This window comes from Streptomyces sp. NPDC058751, from assembly GCF_042746485.1.
In the GTDB taxonomy this organism is placed as follows: Bacteria; Actinomycetota; Actinomycetes; order Streptomycetales; family Streptomycetaceae; genus Streptomyces.
In genome coordinates this window covers 182,225-195,263 of record NZ_JBHYPZ010000007.1, presented here as the reverse complement: position 1 = coordinate 195,263, position 13,039 = coordinate 182,225, and the positions used below count along the sequence as shown (strand labels likewise).

Here is a 13,039-nt window from a genome sequence, read left to right as displayed (position 1 = left end):
TGGCCCGACGCCCCTCGCGGCCCGGAGGGGGAAGGGACCGGCCCCATCAGCACACCCCCGGCCGTCGCGGGCGCCGGCCGGTCCCGCCCCCGGAAGGGAACCCTTGAGGAGGCTCGCGTGCGCCGGGTCAGCAACGCCTTCATAGCGTCGGTCACGGCCGCCGCCCTCTGTTCGGGTGCCTGGCTGCTGGACCGCGGCGCCGGGTCGCACCCGCCTCCCCAGCCGTCCGCGGCGCAGGCGGCGGCCGCCGGGGACCGGGCGCGGTCCGCGGCCCCCGCGCTGCCGCACTCCCCACCGGACCGCATCCGCATCCCCGCGATCGGCGTGGACGCCCCCCTGACCGGCCTCGGCCTCACCCCGCAGGGCAGCCTGGACGTGCCGCCCGCGCGGAAGAAGAACCTGGCGGGCTGGTACGAGGCGGGGACCAGCCCCGGCGAGCGCGGCACGGCGATCGTGGCCGGGCACGTCGACAACGCGGAGGGCCCCGCCGTCTTCTACGACCTGGGCTCGCTCCGCAAGGGCAGCACGGTCGAGGTCGACCGGCGCGACGGCAGGACGGCCGTCTTCACCGTCGACGCCGTCGAGGTGTACGACGCCCGGTCCTTCCCCGACGCGAAGGTGTACGGCGCCGCGGACCGGCCCGAACTGCGGGTCATCACCTGCGGCGGCGGCTACTCACGGACGACGGGCTACCGGGGGAACGTGGTCGTCTTCGCCCGTCTCACCGGCGGCCGGTAGCCGGGCGCGGACCGGGGACCACGACCGCGAACCGGTCACCGCCGGCCGCCGCGGGCCCGGGCAGGGGTTCAGGAGTGCCACTGCTGGTACGCCATGTTCGCCACCAGGGCGAACACCACCGTCAGCAGCACCGCCCGGACGAACCCGCTGCCCTGCTTGAGCGCGGTCCGCGCCCCGAGCATGCCGCCCGCCAGATTGAACACGGCCATCAGGGCCGCCAGTTGCCAGAACACCGTGCCCTTCCAGGCGAAGGTCGCGAGGGCGCCCGCGTTGGTGCAGCAGTTGACGATCTTGGCGGTGGCGGAGGCGTTCACCAGGTCGAGGTGGAGCAGGGCGGTGAGGGCGAGCACGAGGAACGTGCCCGTGCCGGGGCCGATCAGCCCGTCGTAGAAGCCGATACCGAGGCCGGCCAGGCCGATCGCGGCGAGGACGCGGCGCGCGCCGACCGGCGTGGACGGCGGTGCCGTGCCGAAGGCGGGCCGCAGGATCACGAAGGTGCCGACGGCGAGCAGGACGACCATGACGACCGGCTTGAGCACGTCGGTGCTCAGCCCGGCCGCGACGAACGCGCCCGCCGTCGAACCGGCGAGGGCCGCGAGGCCGATCCGGACGGCCAGCCGCACGTCCACGGGTGTCTTGCGCGCGTACGTGACGGCGGCGCCCGTGGTGCCGACGATCGCGACCGCCTTGTTCGTGCCGAGCGCGTACGCGCCCGGCGTTCCGGCGGGCAGCCCGAGCAGCATGGCGGGCAGCAGGAGCAGCCCTCCGCCGCCGACCACGGCGTCGACCCAGCCGGCGGCCAGGGCGGCGGCACAGAGCACGAGAATCATGGTCAGCGGTATGTCGGGCATGATCGCGACCCTATGGGACGGATGCATGCGTACTGCACGGACCCCGGGAAGCTTGAGCGGTTCCTGAGGTTCGCCCCGCCCTCTCCCGCCCTCCCCGGCCCTCACACCGCCGCCCCTCCCCCGCTGAGGGCAGCGTTCCTCCCGGGAAACAGAGGTGATGCCACCGGGTAACACCGGCACCGCACGGTGTGTCCATGACCTCGAATACGCGTGTGGTGGTGATCGGCGCCGGCCTCGCGGGCGTCCGGCTCGCCCGGCGGCTCGGCGAGCTCGGCCGGTCCGCGCTGGTCGTCGGCGAGGAGGAGCACCGGCCCTACAACCGGGTGCTGCTCGCCGAGGTGCTGGCCGGGCGCTACCAGCCGGAGGTGATCTCGCTCCCGGCCCCGCCGGAGCTGGTCCGCGCCAAGGTCACCGGCATCGACCGCCTCGCGCGGACCGTGCGCTGCGCGGACGGTACGGAGATCGCGTACGACACGCTGGTCCTGGCCACCGGCTCCAACCCGGTGCTGCCGCCGCTGCGCGGTCTGTTCGCCCCCGACCACGAACTGCCCGAGGGCGTCCACGCGTTCCGCACCATGGACGACTGCCTGGGCCTGTCGAAGGCGCTGCGGCCCGGGGTGCGGGCGGTCGTCGTCGGCGGTGGCCTGCTGGGCGTCTCCGCGGCCCGCGCGCTCGCGGTGCGCGGCGCCCAGGTGGTCCTCGCCCAGCAGGCGGAGCGGCTCATGGAGCGCCAGCTCGACCCCAGCGCCTCGAAGCTGGTGCTGCGGCACCTGAAGGACCTCGGCGTCGAGGTGCACACCGAGTGCCGGGTGCGGGACGTGCGCTGCCTGGGCGGCGCGGTCCGCTCGGTGGAGATGGCCGACGGCTACGCGCTCGACGCCGACCTGGTGGTGCTGGCCTGCGGGGTGCGCCCGCGCGCGGGTCTGGCCAAGGAGGCCGGGCTCGCCGTCCACAAGGGCGTCCTCGTCGACGACGAACTGCGCACGTCCGACCCGCACATCCGCGCCGTCGGCGACTGCGCCCAGCACGACGGCACCCTCTACGGCCTCGCCGCACCCGCCCTCGAACAGGCCGACGTGCTGGCCGAGTTGCTCGCGGGGAACGCGAACACCCGCTACACCGGCACCCGTTCGCTGACCCGGCTCACCCTGACCGGACGGGACGCCCCCTCCGGTCCCGCTCCCGCCGGTCCCGCCCGCTCCGGGCTCGCGCCCTTCGACCTCGCCGCGTTCGGCGAGACCGAGCCGCGCCCCGGCGACGACGTCGTCCAGCTCACGGACGCCACCCGCGGCACGTACCGCAAGGTCGTCGTCCGCGACGACCGCCTGGTCGGCGGGGTTCTCGTCGGCGAACTCGGCACCGTCGGCGCGCTCGCCCGCGCCTGGGAGGGAGCGGAGCCGCTCCCCGCCGACGGCGCCCCCCTGCTCCACCTGCTCACCAACGACGGAGGCTCCTGATGACTGCCACCCCGGGGGCCATCCCCACGATCGTGCTCGTCGGCCACGGCATGGTCGGCCAGCGTTTCCTCGAAGCGCTCGCCGAACGCGGGCTGACCGCCACGCACCGCGTGGTCGTGCTGTGCGAGGAGCCGCGCCCCGCCTACGACCGCGTGGCCCTGACCTCGTACTTCTCGGGGAAGACCCCCGAGGACCTCTCCATGACCGACATGGCGTTCATCCGCGAGCACGGCATCGAGCTGCACGTCGGCGACCCGGCCGAGTCGGTCGACCGCGCCGCGCGCACCGTGACGGCCAGGTCCGGTCTGACGGTCGGCTACGACACCCTCGTGCTGGCCACCGGCTCCTTCCCCTTCGTCCCCCCGGTCCCCGGCAAGGACGCCGAGGGCTGTTTCGTCTACCGCACGATCGACGACCTGCTCGCCATCGAGGCGTACGCGAAGTCGCGGGCGACGACCGGGGCCGTCGTCGGCGGCGGTCTGCTGGGCCTGGAGGCCGCGGGCGCGCTCAAGGGCCTCGGACTCACCAGCCACATCGTGGAGTTCGCGCCCCGGCTGATGCCGGTGCAGGTCGACGAGGGCGGCGGGGCCGCGCTCCTGCGCACGATCGAGGACATGGGCCTGAGCGTCCACACGGGCGTGGGCACGCAGGAGATCGTGGTCGGCGAGGACGGCGCGGTCACCGGCATGAAGCTCTCCGACGGCTCCGAACTCGCCACCGACCTGGTGGTGTTCTCCGCCGGTGTCCGCCCCCGCGACCAGCTGGCCCGCGACTGCGGTCTGACGGTCGGCGAGCGCGGCGGCATCAGCGTCGACGAGCAGTGCCGTACGGTCGCCGACCCGCGCGTGTTCGCGATCGGCGAGTGCGCGCTGGCGGCGGACGGCCGGGTGTACGGCCTGGTGGCGCCCGGCTACGAGCAGGCGGAGACGGCCGCGGCGACCATCGCCGAGCAGGAGAAGGCGTTCACGGGCGCGGACCTGTCCACCAAGCTCAAGCTGCTGGGCGTCGACGTGGCGTCCTTCGGCGACGCCCACGGTGCCACGGAGGACTGCCTCGACGTCGTCTACTCCGACTCCCGCGCCGGCCTGTACAAGAAGCTGGTCATCGGGCGGGACGGCACGCTGCTCGGCGGCATCCTGGTCGGTGACGCGGAGGCGTACGGCACGCTGCGCGCGTTCACCGGCTCGGTCCCGCCGGTCTCCCCCGAGTCCCTGGTCCTGCCGGCGGGGGCGGGCGCCCCGGCGCAGCTCGGCCCCTCCGCGCTGCCGGACGAGGCGGTGATCTGCTCCTGCCACAACGTCACCAAGGGCACGATCCGCGGCGCGGTCACCGAGCACTCCTGCACGACGGTTCCCGAGGTCAAGAAGTGCACCAAGGCCGGTACGGGATGCGGGAGTTGCGTCAAGGTGCTCGGCCAGCTCGTCACCGCGGAGCTGGAGGCGAGCGGCGTCGAGGTCGACAAGGGCCTGTGCGGCTGCTTCGGGCAGACCCGCGAGGAGCTGTACGAGATCGTCCTGGCACTCAGGATCACCTCGTACCGGACGCTGCTGGACCGGTACGGCCGCGAGGACGCCCGGGGCGGTGACGGCTGCGAGGTCTGCAAGCCCACCGTCGGCTCGATCATCGCCTCGCTCGCGCCCACGATCGGCGCCGACGGCTACGTCCTGGACGGCGAACAGGCCGCGCTCCAGGACACCAACGACCACTTCCTCGCCAACCTCCAGAAGAACGGCTCGTACTCGATCGTGCCGCGCATCCCCGGCGGCGAGATCACTCCCGAGAAGCTCATCGTGATCGGCGAGGTGGCCCGGGACTTCGGGCTCTACACGAAGATCACCGGCGGTCAGCGGATCGACCTGTTCGGCGCCCGGGTGGAGCAGCTGCCGCTGATCTGGGCGCGGCTGGTGGACGCCGGCTTCGAGTCCGGGCACGCGTACGGCAAGTCGCTGCGGACGGTGAAGTCCTGCGTCGGGCAGACCTGGTGCCGCTACGGCGTGCAGGACTCGGTCCGGATGGCGATCGACCTGGAGCTGCGCTACCGGGGTCTGCGGTCCCCGCACAAGCTGAAGTCGGCGGTGTCGGGCTGCGCCCGCGAGTGCGCGGAGGCCCAGTCGAAGGACTTCGGCATCATCGCCACCTCCAACGGCTGGAACCTGTACGTCGGCGGCAACGGCGGCGCGACCCCGCGCCACGCGGACCTGCTGGCGCAGGACCTGGGCGACGCCGAACTGGTCCGGCTCATCGACCGCTTCCTGATGTTCTACATCCGCACCGCGGACCGCCTGGAGCGCACCTCGACCTGGCTGGAGCGGATTCCCGGCGGCCTGGACCACGTCCGCGAGGTGGTCGTGGAGGACTCGCTCGGCATCTGCGAGGAGCTGGAGTCGCTGATGACCGCGCACGTCGCGAACTACCGGGACGAGTGGGCCGAGACCATCAACGACCCGGAGAAGCTGAGCCGGTTCGTGTCCTTCGTGAACGCCCCCGACACCCCGGACCCGGTCGTCGGCTTCGTCCCCGAGCGCGACCAGATCAAGCCCGACCTGCCCCTGCTGACCATCGGCACCCATCCCCAAGCTCTCGGCTCCGCTCGAGCAGGGGAGACCCCATTCCTGGAAGGAAGTACCCCGCGATGACCCTGGCACCCGAGACCACCCGGCCGGCGACGGCTCTCACGCTCCAACTCCTGCTGGAGGAGGGCTGGTTCCCGGTCTGCGAGCTGTCCCTGCTGACGCCGGGGCGGGGCGTGGCCGCCCTCCTCCCGGACGGCCGCCAGGTCGCCCTGTTCACCGACCGGTCGGGGCAGGCGTACGCCATCGACAACCGTGACCCGTTCACCGGGGCCGCGGTGCTCTCCCGCGGCCTGACCGGCACCCGCCAGGGCCGCCCGTTCGTCGCCTCGCCGCTGCTCAAGCAGCGCTTCGACCTGGAGTCCGGCCGGTGCCTGGACGACGAGGAGGTGCGGGTGGCGACGTACGAGGTACGGGCCGCCTGAGTCCGTCGGCCCGACGGGGCCGGGCCGACGGGGGTGAGCTGTGCGGGGGCGGGCCGGCGGGGGCGGCCCGCCCCCGCACGTGCTCCTCCGGTCCCGTGCCGCGCGGCAGGCCCTCGTCGGCCGACGCACTCGTTCTCGTCAGCCGACGCACTCGTTCTTGTCGGCCTGCGCCCGCGGGATGTCGGCCGGGGGCTCGGACCGGCCGGTGAGGGGCGCTCCGGGGCCCTTGAAGTCGCGTCCGAGGGTGAGGGTCATGTCGGTGCCGGCCCGTGAGCCGTCCGTGCCGGGGTGGAGCGCCGAGGCGGACAGGCCCATCATCGCGGCGAGGGCCCGGGCCTGGTCGGCCTGGTCGGGAGCGTAGGCCAGGGCCGTACGGTCCTGCTGCCCCCCTGGGGCGTTGCCGCCGTTGGTGGAGCGGGGGACGCCCTTGGTGTTCTGCAGCCACTGGAGGGTGGTCTGCGCCGAGCCCTGGGGGCCGCCGCCGTTGTAGACGGTGACCCGCACCTGTGACGGGTCCGCCTTGGGGCCCTTGAGCTTGGCGTCGGAGGCCGTCGGCTTCTTCGCGACCTCGGTCAGCGACACGTCGTTCTTGAGCGCCCTGAAGAGCGCGGGCGCCCTGGTCTCGTCGACCACGACGGTCCTGTGGTTCTTCCCCTCGGCCGGGTTGTCGACGACCGGCAGCGTCGTGAAGGTGATGTGCTCGGGATCGACCCGGTTGAGGTCCTTGGCGAGGGCGGTGAGCTTGTCGACACCGCCGATGCCGGTGTCGACCGTGAGCGACTTGGTGGCCGCGTTCGCCAGTTTGTAGAGCTTCCTGGGATCGGTGAGGGTGTGGCCGGACTTCATCTGCCGGATCATCGAACCCAGGAACTGCTTCTGCAGGTCGATGCGGTCCAGGTCGCTGCCGTTCTTCAGCGAGTGACGGGTCCTGACGAACTGCAGGGCCTGTTCGCCCTGGACCGTGTGCGGGCCGGTGGCCAGGCGCAGATGGGAGCCCTGACCCCGCTCGTCCGTGTCGTCGATGTCGTGGGTGAGGCAGATCGGTACGCCTCCGACGGCCGTGGAGAGGGTCTTCACGGCCTCGAAGTTGACCAGGATGAAGTGGTCGACCGGCAGGCCGGTGAGCGCGGTGACGGTCCGCATGGTGCAGCCCGGGTCGCGGCCCGCCTGCCCGAGGCTCTCGTTGAAGCGCGGGCTGTACGTCGCCTCGGGCGTCCCCTTGATCGTCCTGGTGGAGCCGTCCTTCTGCTTGGTCGGGCAGTCCGGGATGCCGGTGACCATGTCGCGCGGAATGCTCACCGCCGTCGCGTTCGACCGGTCCTTCGCCACGTGGAAGAGGATCGTGGTGTCGGCGTGGCCCACGCTCCCGGCGTCCCCGTACTTCCCGCCCAGACCTATGCGGCTGTCGGTGCCGATGACCAGGATGTTCACCGCGTCCTTGCTGGTCGCGTTCCTGCTGCCCGCCGTGCCTACGTCCACCGTGCTGATGTTGCCGTTGAGGTGCCGGTACAGCAGGTAGCCCCCGACGCCGCCCGCCAGCAGCACGAAACCCAGCGTCCCCGCGGTCCACGTGAGGACCTTCCGCTTCGTGGACCGCCCGGCCCTCCGGGACCTCGCCGCGCCGTGGCGGCGCGTGCCCTCGCCCGGTCCCGGGACGGGCCGCCGCTCCCCCTCGCGACGCGCGCGCCTCCCGCCCTGCGCCGGCACCGTGGCGGCCGGCGCGTCACCGGCTCCCGTCCGCGGCCGGCGGTCACCGGTCTCCGAGTCGCGGACCCGCGGGTCCTCGCGGTCGATGTTCCTGCCGCCTCGCGTGTCCACGGTCCTCCGTCTGCGCTGTGCCGCCCCTCACGGGCTCCTGTTCGGGCACCCGTTCAGACATTCGAACGCGACGGATGGTTGCGTCCGGGCGACACGCAACAGCCCTGCCACGCAAGGAACATGGGGGAACCGAGGCGTTCAGCGGGCCCACACCCGGGGCCCGCTCCTCCCGCCGGCCCACCCCTGCCCCACGAGGGCCGCGCCTCCCGGCACATCTCCCGGGCCGCGAACGCCACAGGGTGCAAGACCGATCCCCTGACCCGTCCGGGGGCCTCTCCGGCCCCCCCCGGACGACGTGTCAGTTCCCGCCGCGGAACCGTCGGGAGAGCGCTACGGCCGCACCACCGGCCAGCAACAGCGCGCCGGCCGCCCAGGCGGTCCAGCCGCCGAATCCGATGTCGGCCAGCGGTCCGGACCCGCCCTGCTCCAGCCGCAGGGTCAGCGCCGCGCTGTCGTTGGAGGCGTCGGGGTCGAACCCCTCGAAGAACTCCTGTGTCTGGACCTGGCCCGTGGAGACGGCCGGGGTACGGGGGCCGATGGCGACGGTGAACGACAGGGCGTGTCTGTCTCCCGGGGCGGGGTCGCGGAAGTCGCACTCGTAGGTGGTCCAGCCCAACCGGGGGCCGCGGTAGGACCCGTCCGTGCCCGGCACGTGGCAGTAGTCCGGGATCTTCGTGGCCTTCGTGCCGGGCGGCAGCTTGACGGTGACCGAGAGGGCGACGTCGTCGTCGAGGAGGTCCTGCACCACCGCCGGCCCCCGGTCGACCACCGTGACGTGCAGCGTGGCGTGACCGCCGGGCCGCCCGGTGACGGTGTCCCCGGTGACGGCGAAGTCGGCGTGGTTGACGCTGTCGACGTAGGTGGTGAAGGACGGCTCGTGGTTCCCGTCGGACGGCGTCGCGCCGTCGGGGACCAGGGTCAGCGGGGTCCCGGGGCCGTTCGCCGGGGCGGCGTCGGCCAGCGGGGTGAACGCGTAGATGATCTTGTCGTGCAGTGCCTCGTCGCCGACCTCGACCCGCAGCGGCGACGACAACGCGTACCGTCGGCCGGGCTCCACCGGGGTGGGGAAGTCGCACAGGGTCTCGTGCACGATGTGCCCCCCGCGGCCGCTCGCGGACACGTCGCGGCAGTTGGCCCAGGAGCCCTGGAGGTGCAGCCCGGCGGTGGTGTCGATCCGCAGCCGCACCCCCTTGGCCGCCGGGAGTTGCCCGGTGTTCCACACGTTGAGCGGAAAGGTCAGCATGTCGCCCGGCACGTGGTCCGACTCATCGGCGAACGCGCTCACATTCAGGTCCGTCCTGCCGTTGGTCAGGGTGACGTGGTCACCCGTGACGGTGGCGTCCGACGCCGTGCCGGAGACGGTCATGGTGCCGCTGCTGCCGATGGTCGCACCGGGCTTCGGCACCAGCGTGATGGCGTGGTAGTCCGAGGTGGCGGACGCCAGGTCCAGCGTGCAGAGGTTGCCGTCGCAGTGCTCCGACGGTGCCGGCTCGGCGAAGTCGGCCACTCCGGACAGGTCGACGGTCAGATGGACGTGGTGTACCGCGCCCTCGCCGGCCACCTTCCACCGATAGGCCACGAACGCGTTCGGCGGCTCCGACCCGATGAAGAGCTCGTGCTCGACGAACTTGACCGTCATCCCTCGTGCGCCGTCCGCCGCGTCGGCGCGGGCCGGACCCGTGCCGAACAGCCCCGCCATCAGCGCCAGCGCGCCCGCCGCCGCTGTCGCGACCGCGCGCACCCATGATCTTCGTGCCATCCGCCCCGGACCTTCCCGTACACCGGGAGGGTCCCGGCCTGCCGTGCTGCACAGGAGTGACCCGCGAGGTGCGGAAATGGTTGCGGCCGACCGGGCTCAGGTGTCCGCGCTGCCGGGCACGATGCCGCGATTCTCATCGCCTCATGCCCGAAAGGGCGACACCCCCGCACAGGGTGTCGCCCTTCCTCGTGGGCCGGAGCCGCCGCCCATCGGTGTTGAGGGTCGGGGACGGACGGCGGCTCCGGGGTCTTGTCGCCGTCCGGGCTAGCGGTGGTCGCTGCCCTTCGAGCTGGAGGCCGCGCGGCCCGCTTCCAGGCGGGCGACCGGGATGCGGAACGGGGAGCAGGAGACGTAGTCGAGTCCCACCTCGTGGAAGAAGTGGACCGACTCCGGGTCGCCGCCGTGCTCGCCGCAGACGCCGAGCTTGATGTCGGGACGGGTCTCGCGGCCCGCCTTCGCCGCGGCGGCGACCAGCGCGCCGACGCCGTCCTTGTCGATGGTCTCGAACGGGCTGACGCCGAAGATGCCCTTCTCCAGGTACGCCGTGAAGAACGAGGCCTCCACGTCGTCGCGGGAGAAGCCCCACACCGTCTGGGTCAGGTCGTTGGTGCCGAAGGAGAAGAACTCGGCGGCCTCGGCGATCTGGCCCGCGGTCACCGCGGCGCGCGGCAGCTCGATCATCGTGCCGATCGACAGCTTGAGCTCGGTGCCGGTGGCGGCCTCGACCTCGGCGATGACCTGGTCGGCCTCCTCGCGGACGAACTCCAGCTCCTGGACGGTGCCGACGAGCGGGATCATGATCTCCGCGCGCGGGTCGCCCTTGGCGCCCTTGCGTTCGGCGGCCGCCTCGGCGATCGCGCGGACCTGCATGGTGAACAGGCCGGGGATGACCAGGCCGAGGCGTACGCCGCGCAGACCCAGCATCGGGTTCTGCTCGTGCAGCCGGTGCACGGCCTGGAGCAGACGCAGGTCGTTCTCGTGCGGCTCCTGGCGGGACTCGGCGAGGGCGACCCGCACCGACAGCTCGGTGATGTCGGGCAGGAACTCGTGCAGCGGCGGGTCGAGCAGCCGGACGGTGACGGGCAGGCCGTCCATCGCGGAGAACAGCTCCACGAAGTCCTTCTTCTGCAGTGGCAGCAGCGCCCGCAGGGACTCCTCGCGCTCCTCCTCGGTGTCGGCGAGGATCAGCCGCTCGACCAGCTCGCGCCGGTCGCCGAGGAACATGTGCTCGGTGCGGCACAGGCCGATGCCCTGGGCACCGAACCGGCGGGCGCGCAGCGCGTCCTCGGCGTTGTCGGCGTTGGCGCGTACGCGCAGGCTGCGCTTGCGGTCGGCGAAGGCCATGATCCGGTGGACGGCCTCGACCAGCTCGTCGGCGTCGTCGGCGCCGGCGTGCATGCGGCCCTCGAAGTACTCCACGACCGGGGAGGGGACCACCGGGACCTCGCCCAGGTAGACCTTGCCGGAGGAGCCGTCGATGGAGATCAGGTCGCCCTCCTCGACGACGTGACCGCCCGGTACCGTCATCCGGCGGCGCTTGGTGTCGACCTCCAGCTCCTCGGCGCCGCAGACGCAGGTCTTGCCCATGCCGCGCGCGACGACGGCCGCGTGGGAGGTCTTGCCGCCGCGCGAGGTGAGGATGCCCTCGGCCGCGATCATGCCGTCGAGGTCGTCGGGGTTGGTCTCACGGCGGACGAGGATGACCTTCTCGCCGGAGCGGGACCACTTCACGGCGGTGTAGGAGTCGAAGACCGCCTTGCCGACCGCGGCGCCCGGGGAGGCCGCGATGCCGCGGCCGACCTGCTCGACCTTCGCCTTCTCGTCGAAGCGGGGGAACATCAGCTGGGCGAGCTGGGCGCCAGTGACGCGCTGGAGCGCCTCGGCCTCGTCGATCAGGCCCTGGTCCACGAGCTGCGTGGCGATGCGGAAGGCCGCGCCCGCCGTGCGCTTGCCGACGCGCGTCTGGAGCATCCAGAGCTGGCCGCGCTCGATGGTGAACTCGATGTCGCAGAGATCCTTGTAGTGGTTCTCCAGGGTCTCCATGATCCCCATGAGCTGGTCGTACGACTTCTTGTCGATCGACTCCAGCTCCGCGAGCGGGACCGTGTTGCGGATGCCGGCGACGACGTCCTCGCCCTGGGCGTTCTGGAGGTAGTCGCCGTAGACGCCCTGGTGGCCGGAGGCGGGGTCGCGGGTGAAGGCGACGCCGGTGCCGGAGTCGGGGCCGAGGTTGCCGAAGACCATCGAGCAGACGTTGACGGCCGTGCCGAGGTCGTGCGGGATGCGCTCCTGGCGGCGGTACAGCTTCGCCCGGTCGCCGTTCCAGGAGTCGAAGACCGCCTTGATGGCGAGGTCCATCTGCTCGCGCGGGTCCTGCGGGAAGTCCCGGCCGGCCTCGGCCTTGACGATCCTCTTGAACTTGGTGACGAGCTTCTTGAGGTCGGCCGCCTCCAGGTCCGTGTCGACGGTGACCTTCTTGAGGTCCTTCGCCGCGTCCAGGGCCTCCTCGAAGAGCTCGCCGTCCACGCCGAGGACCGTCTTGCCGAACATCTGGATCAGACGGCGGTAGGAGTCCCACGCGAAGCGGTCGTCGCCCGACTGCTTGGAGAGCCCGAGGACGGACTTGTCGGAGAGTCCGATGTTCAGGACGGTGTCCATCATGCCGGGCATGGAGAACTTGGCGCCGGAACGGACGGAGACGAGCAGGGGGTCGTCGGCCTGGCCGAGCTTCTTGCCCATCTTGGCCTCGAGGGCCTCGAGGTGCGCACTCACCTCGTCACGCAGTGCCGCCGGCTCCTCGCCACTGTCGAGGTAGGTCTTGCACGCCTCGGTGGTGATGGTGAAACCGGGCGGGACGGGGAGACCCAGGTTGGTCATTTCGGCGAGGTTGGCACCCTTGCCCCCGAGCAGGTCCTTGAGGTCCCTGTTGCCCTCGGTGAAGTCATAAACGAACTTCGCTCCACCAACGCCGCTTTCGGCTACGTGGGGATCTTTGTTTTCCGACACGAGTCTCGACTCCTCGACGTCGCGGTGGCTGCCCTGACGACGGGGAACATACCCAGATCGAAGGCACCTGGGTACGTCCACTTGCGCGTCATGTGCCTGTAACCACCCGTCCGCCACCAGATCCAAAGTCAAGGGTTGGCAAGCCCTCGGGTGCCGATGTTTTCACTTCTTGAACGCATCGCGGCACACAGAACGCTCCATACGCTCAAATGAGCACTGTTCAACACGTCTGAGTTTAATCGATGAACGATCAGCGGGTGGCACTGAGTGCCACCCCTTAGGGAAGTGCAACCGCCCAAGATCCGCTCATCTGAGCGCAACCCTTATCAAGGGTGGCGAGAATCACGCCGCCGGGAGGGGCCAGATTTCACCATGCGGACCTGGATCCGGGCACGACACACGGAGATACGGGCAC

8 protein-coding genes are annotated in these 13,039 nt (G+C 71.8%); 4 read left to right on the top strand and 4 right to left on the bottom strand.

Annotated features, from left to right (window positions below):
* The first annotated feature begins 117 nt into the window (after positions 1-117).
* Positions 118-738, top strand: a complete 621-nt coding sequence (locus ACFW6B_RS09745) for a class F sortase (RefSeq protein WP_386593860.1) — start codon at positions 118-120, stop codon at positions 736-738.
* A 68-nt stretch (positions 739-806) separates the two neighbouring features.
* Here ACFW6B_RS09745 and ACFW6B_RS09740 read toward each other — a convergent pair whose 3' ends face one another.
* A complete protein-coding gene (locus ACFW6B_RS09740) occupies positions 807-1,589 on the bottom strand; it encodes a sulfite exporter TauE/SafE family protein (protein WP_386593858.1) in 783 nt (260 codons plus the stop codon).
* Between the two features lie 194 nt (positions 1,590-1,783).
* On the opposite strand from ACFW6B_RS09740, the gene ACFW6B_RS09735 reads away from it, so the two are divergent.
* The 3 genes from ACFW6B_RS09735 to nirD are packed head-to-tail and all read left to right on the top strand — an operon-like array spanning position 1,784 to position 6,041.
* Positions 1,784-3,046 carry an NAD(P)/FAD-dependent oxidoreductase gene (locus ACFW6B_RS09735; protein ID WP_386593856.1) on the top strand — a complete coding sequence of 421 codons (1,263 nt, stop codon included), beginning with the start codon at positions 1,784-1,786 and terminating at the stop codon, positions 3,044-3,046.
* Positions 3,046-5,682 carry a nitrite reductase large subunit NirB gene (nirB, locus tag ACFW6B_RS09730; protein WP_386593853.1) on the top strand — a complete coding sequence of 879 codons (2,637 nt, stop codon included), beginning with the start codon at positions 3,046-3,048 and terminating at the stop codon, positions 5,680-5,682. Before ACFW6B_RS09735 ends, nirB begins: the two co-directional genes overlap by 1 nt.
* On the top strand, positions 5,679-6,041 hold the full coding sequence (gene nirD / locus ACFW6B_RS09725) for a nitrite reductase small subunit NirD (protein WP_386593852.1): 363 nt from the start codon (positions 5,679-5,681) through the stop codon (positions 6,039-6,041). The genes nirB and nirD overlap by 4 nt, the downstream gene beginning before the upstream one ends.
* Before the next feature lie 138 nt (positions 6,042-6,179).
* Here nirD and ACFW6B_RS09720 read toward each other — a convergent pair whose 3' ends face one another.
* The 3 genes from ACFW6B_RS09720 to ppdK form a co-directional block, all read right to left on the bottom strand.
* Complete coding sequence (locus ACFW6B_RS09720) at positions 6,180-7,859, bottom strand: LCP family protein (RefSeq protein WP_386593850.1); 1,680 nt, start codon at positions 7,857-7,859, stop codon at positions 6,180-6,182.
* Between the two features lie 298 nt (positions 7,860-8,157).
* Entirely contained in the window at positions 8,158-9,618 is a 1,461-nt protein-coding gene (locus tag ACFW6B_RS09715) for a hypothetical protein (RefSeq protein ID WP_386593849.1), read from the bottom strand.
* Between the two features lie 264 nt (positions 9,619-9,882).
* Entirely contained in the window at positions 9,883-12,624 is a 2,742-nt protein-coding gene (gene ppdK / locus ACFW6B_RS09710; protein ID WP_386593847.1) for a pyruvate, phosphate dikinase, read from the bottom strand.
* Positions 12,625-13,039: the final 415 nt, after the last annotated feature.

Bases quoted from the DNA above. Each gene is read 5' to 3' on its own strand.
- ACFW6B_RS09740 (WP_386593858.1), bottom strand. From the start codon at position 1,589: ATGCCCGACATACCGCTGACCATGATTCTCGTGCTCTGTGCCGCCGCC.
- ACFW6B_RS09735 (WP_386593856.1), top strand. From the start codon at position 1,784: ATGACCTCGAATACGCGTGTGGTGGTGATCGGCGCCGGCCTCGCGGGC.
- nirB (WP_386593853.1), top strand. From the start codon at position 3,046: ATGACTGCCACCCCGGGGGCCATCCCCACGATCGTGCTCGTCGGCCAC.
- nirD (WP_386593852.1), top strand. From the start codon at position 5,679: ATGACCCTGGCACCCGAGACCACCCGGCCGGCGACGGCTCTCACGCTC.
- ACFW6B_RS09715 (WP_386593849.1), bottom strand. From the start codon at position 9,618: ATGGCACGAAGATCATGGGTGCGCGCGGTCGCGACAGCGGCGGCGGGC.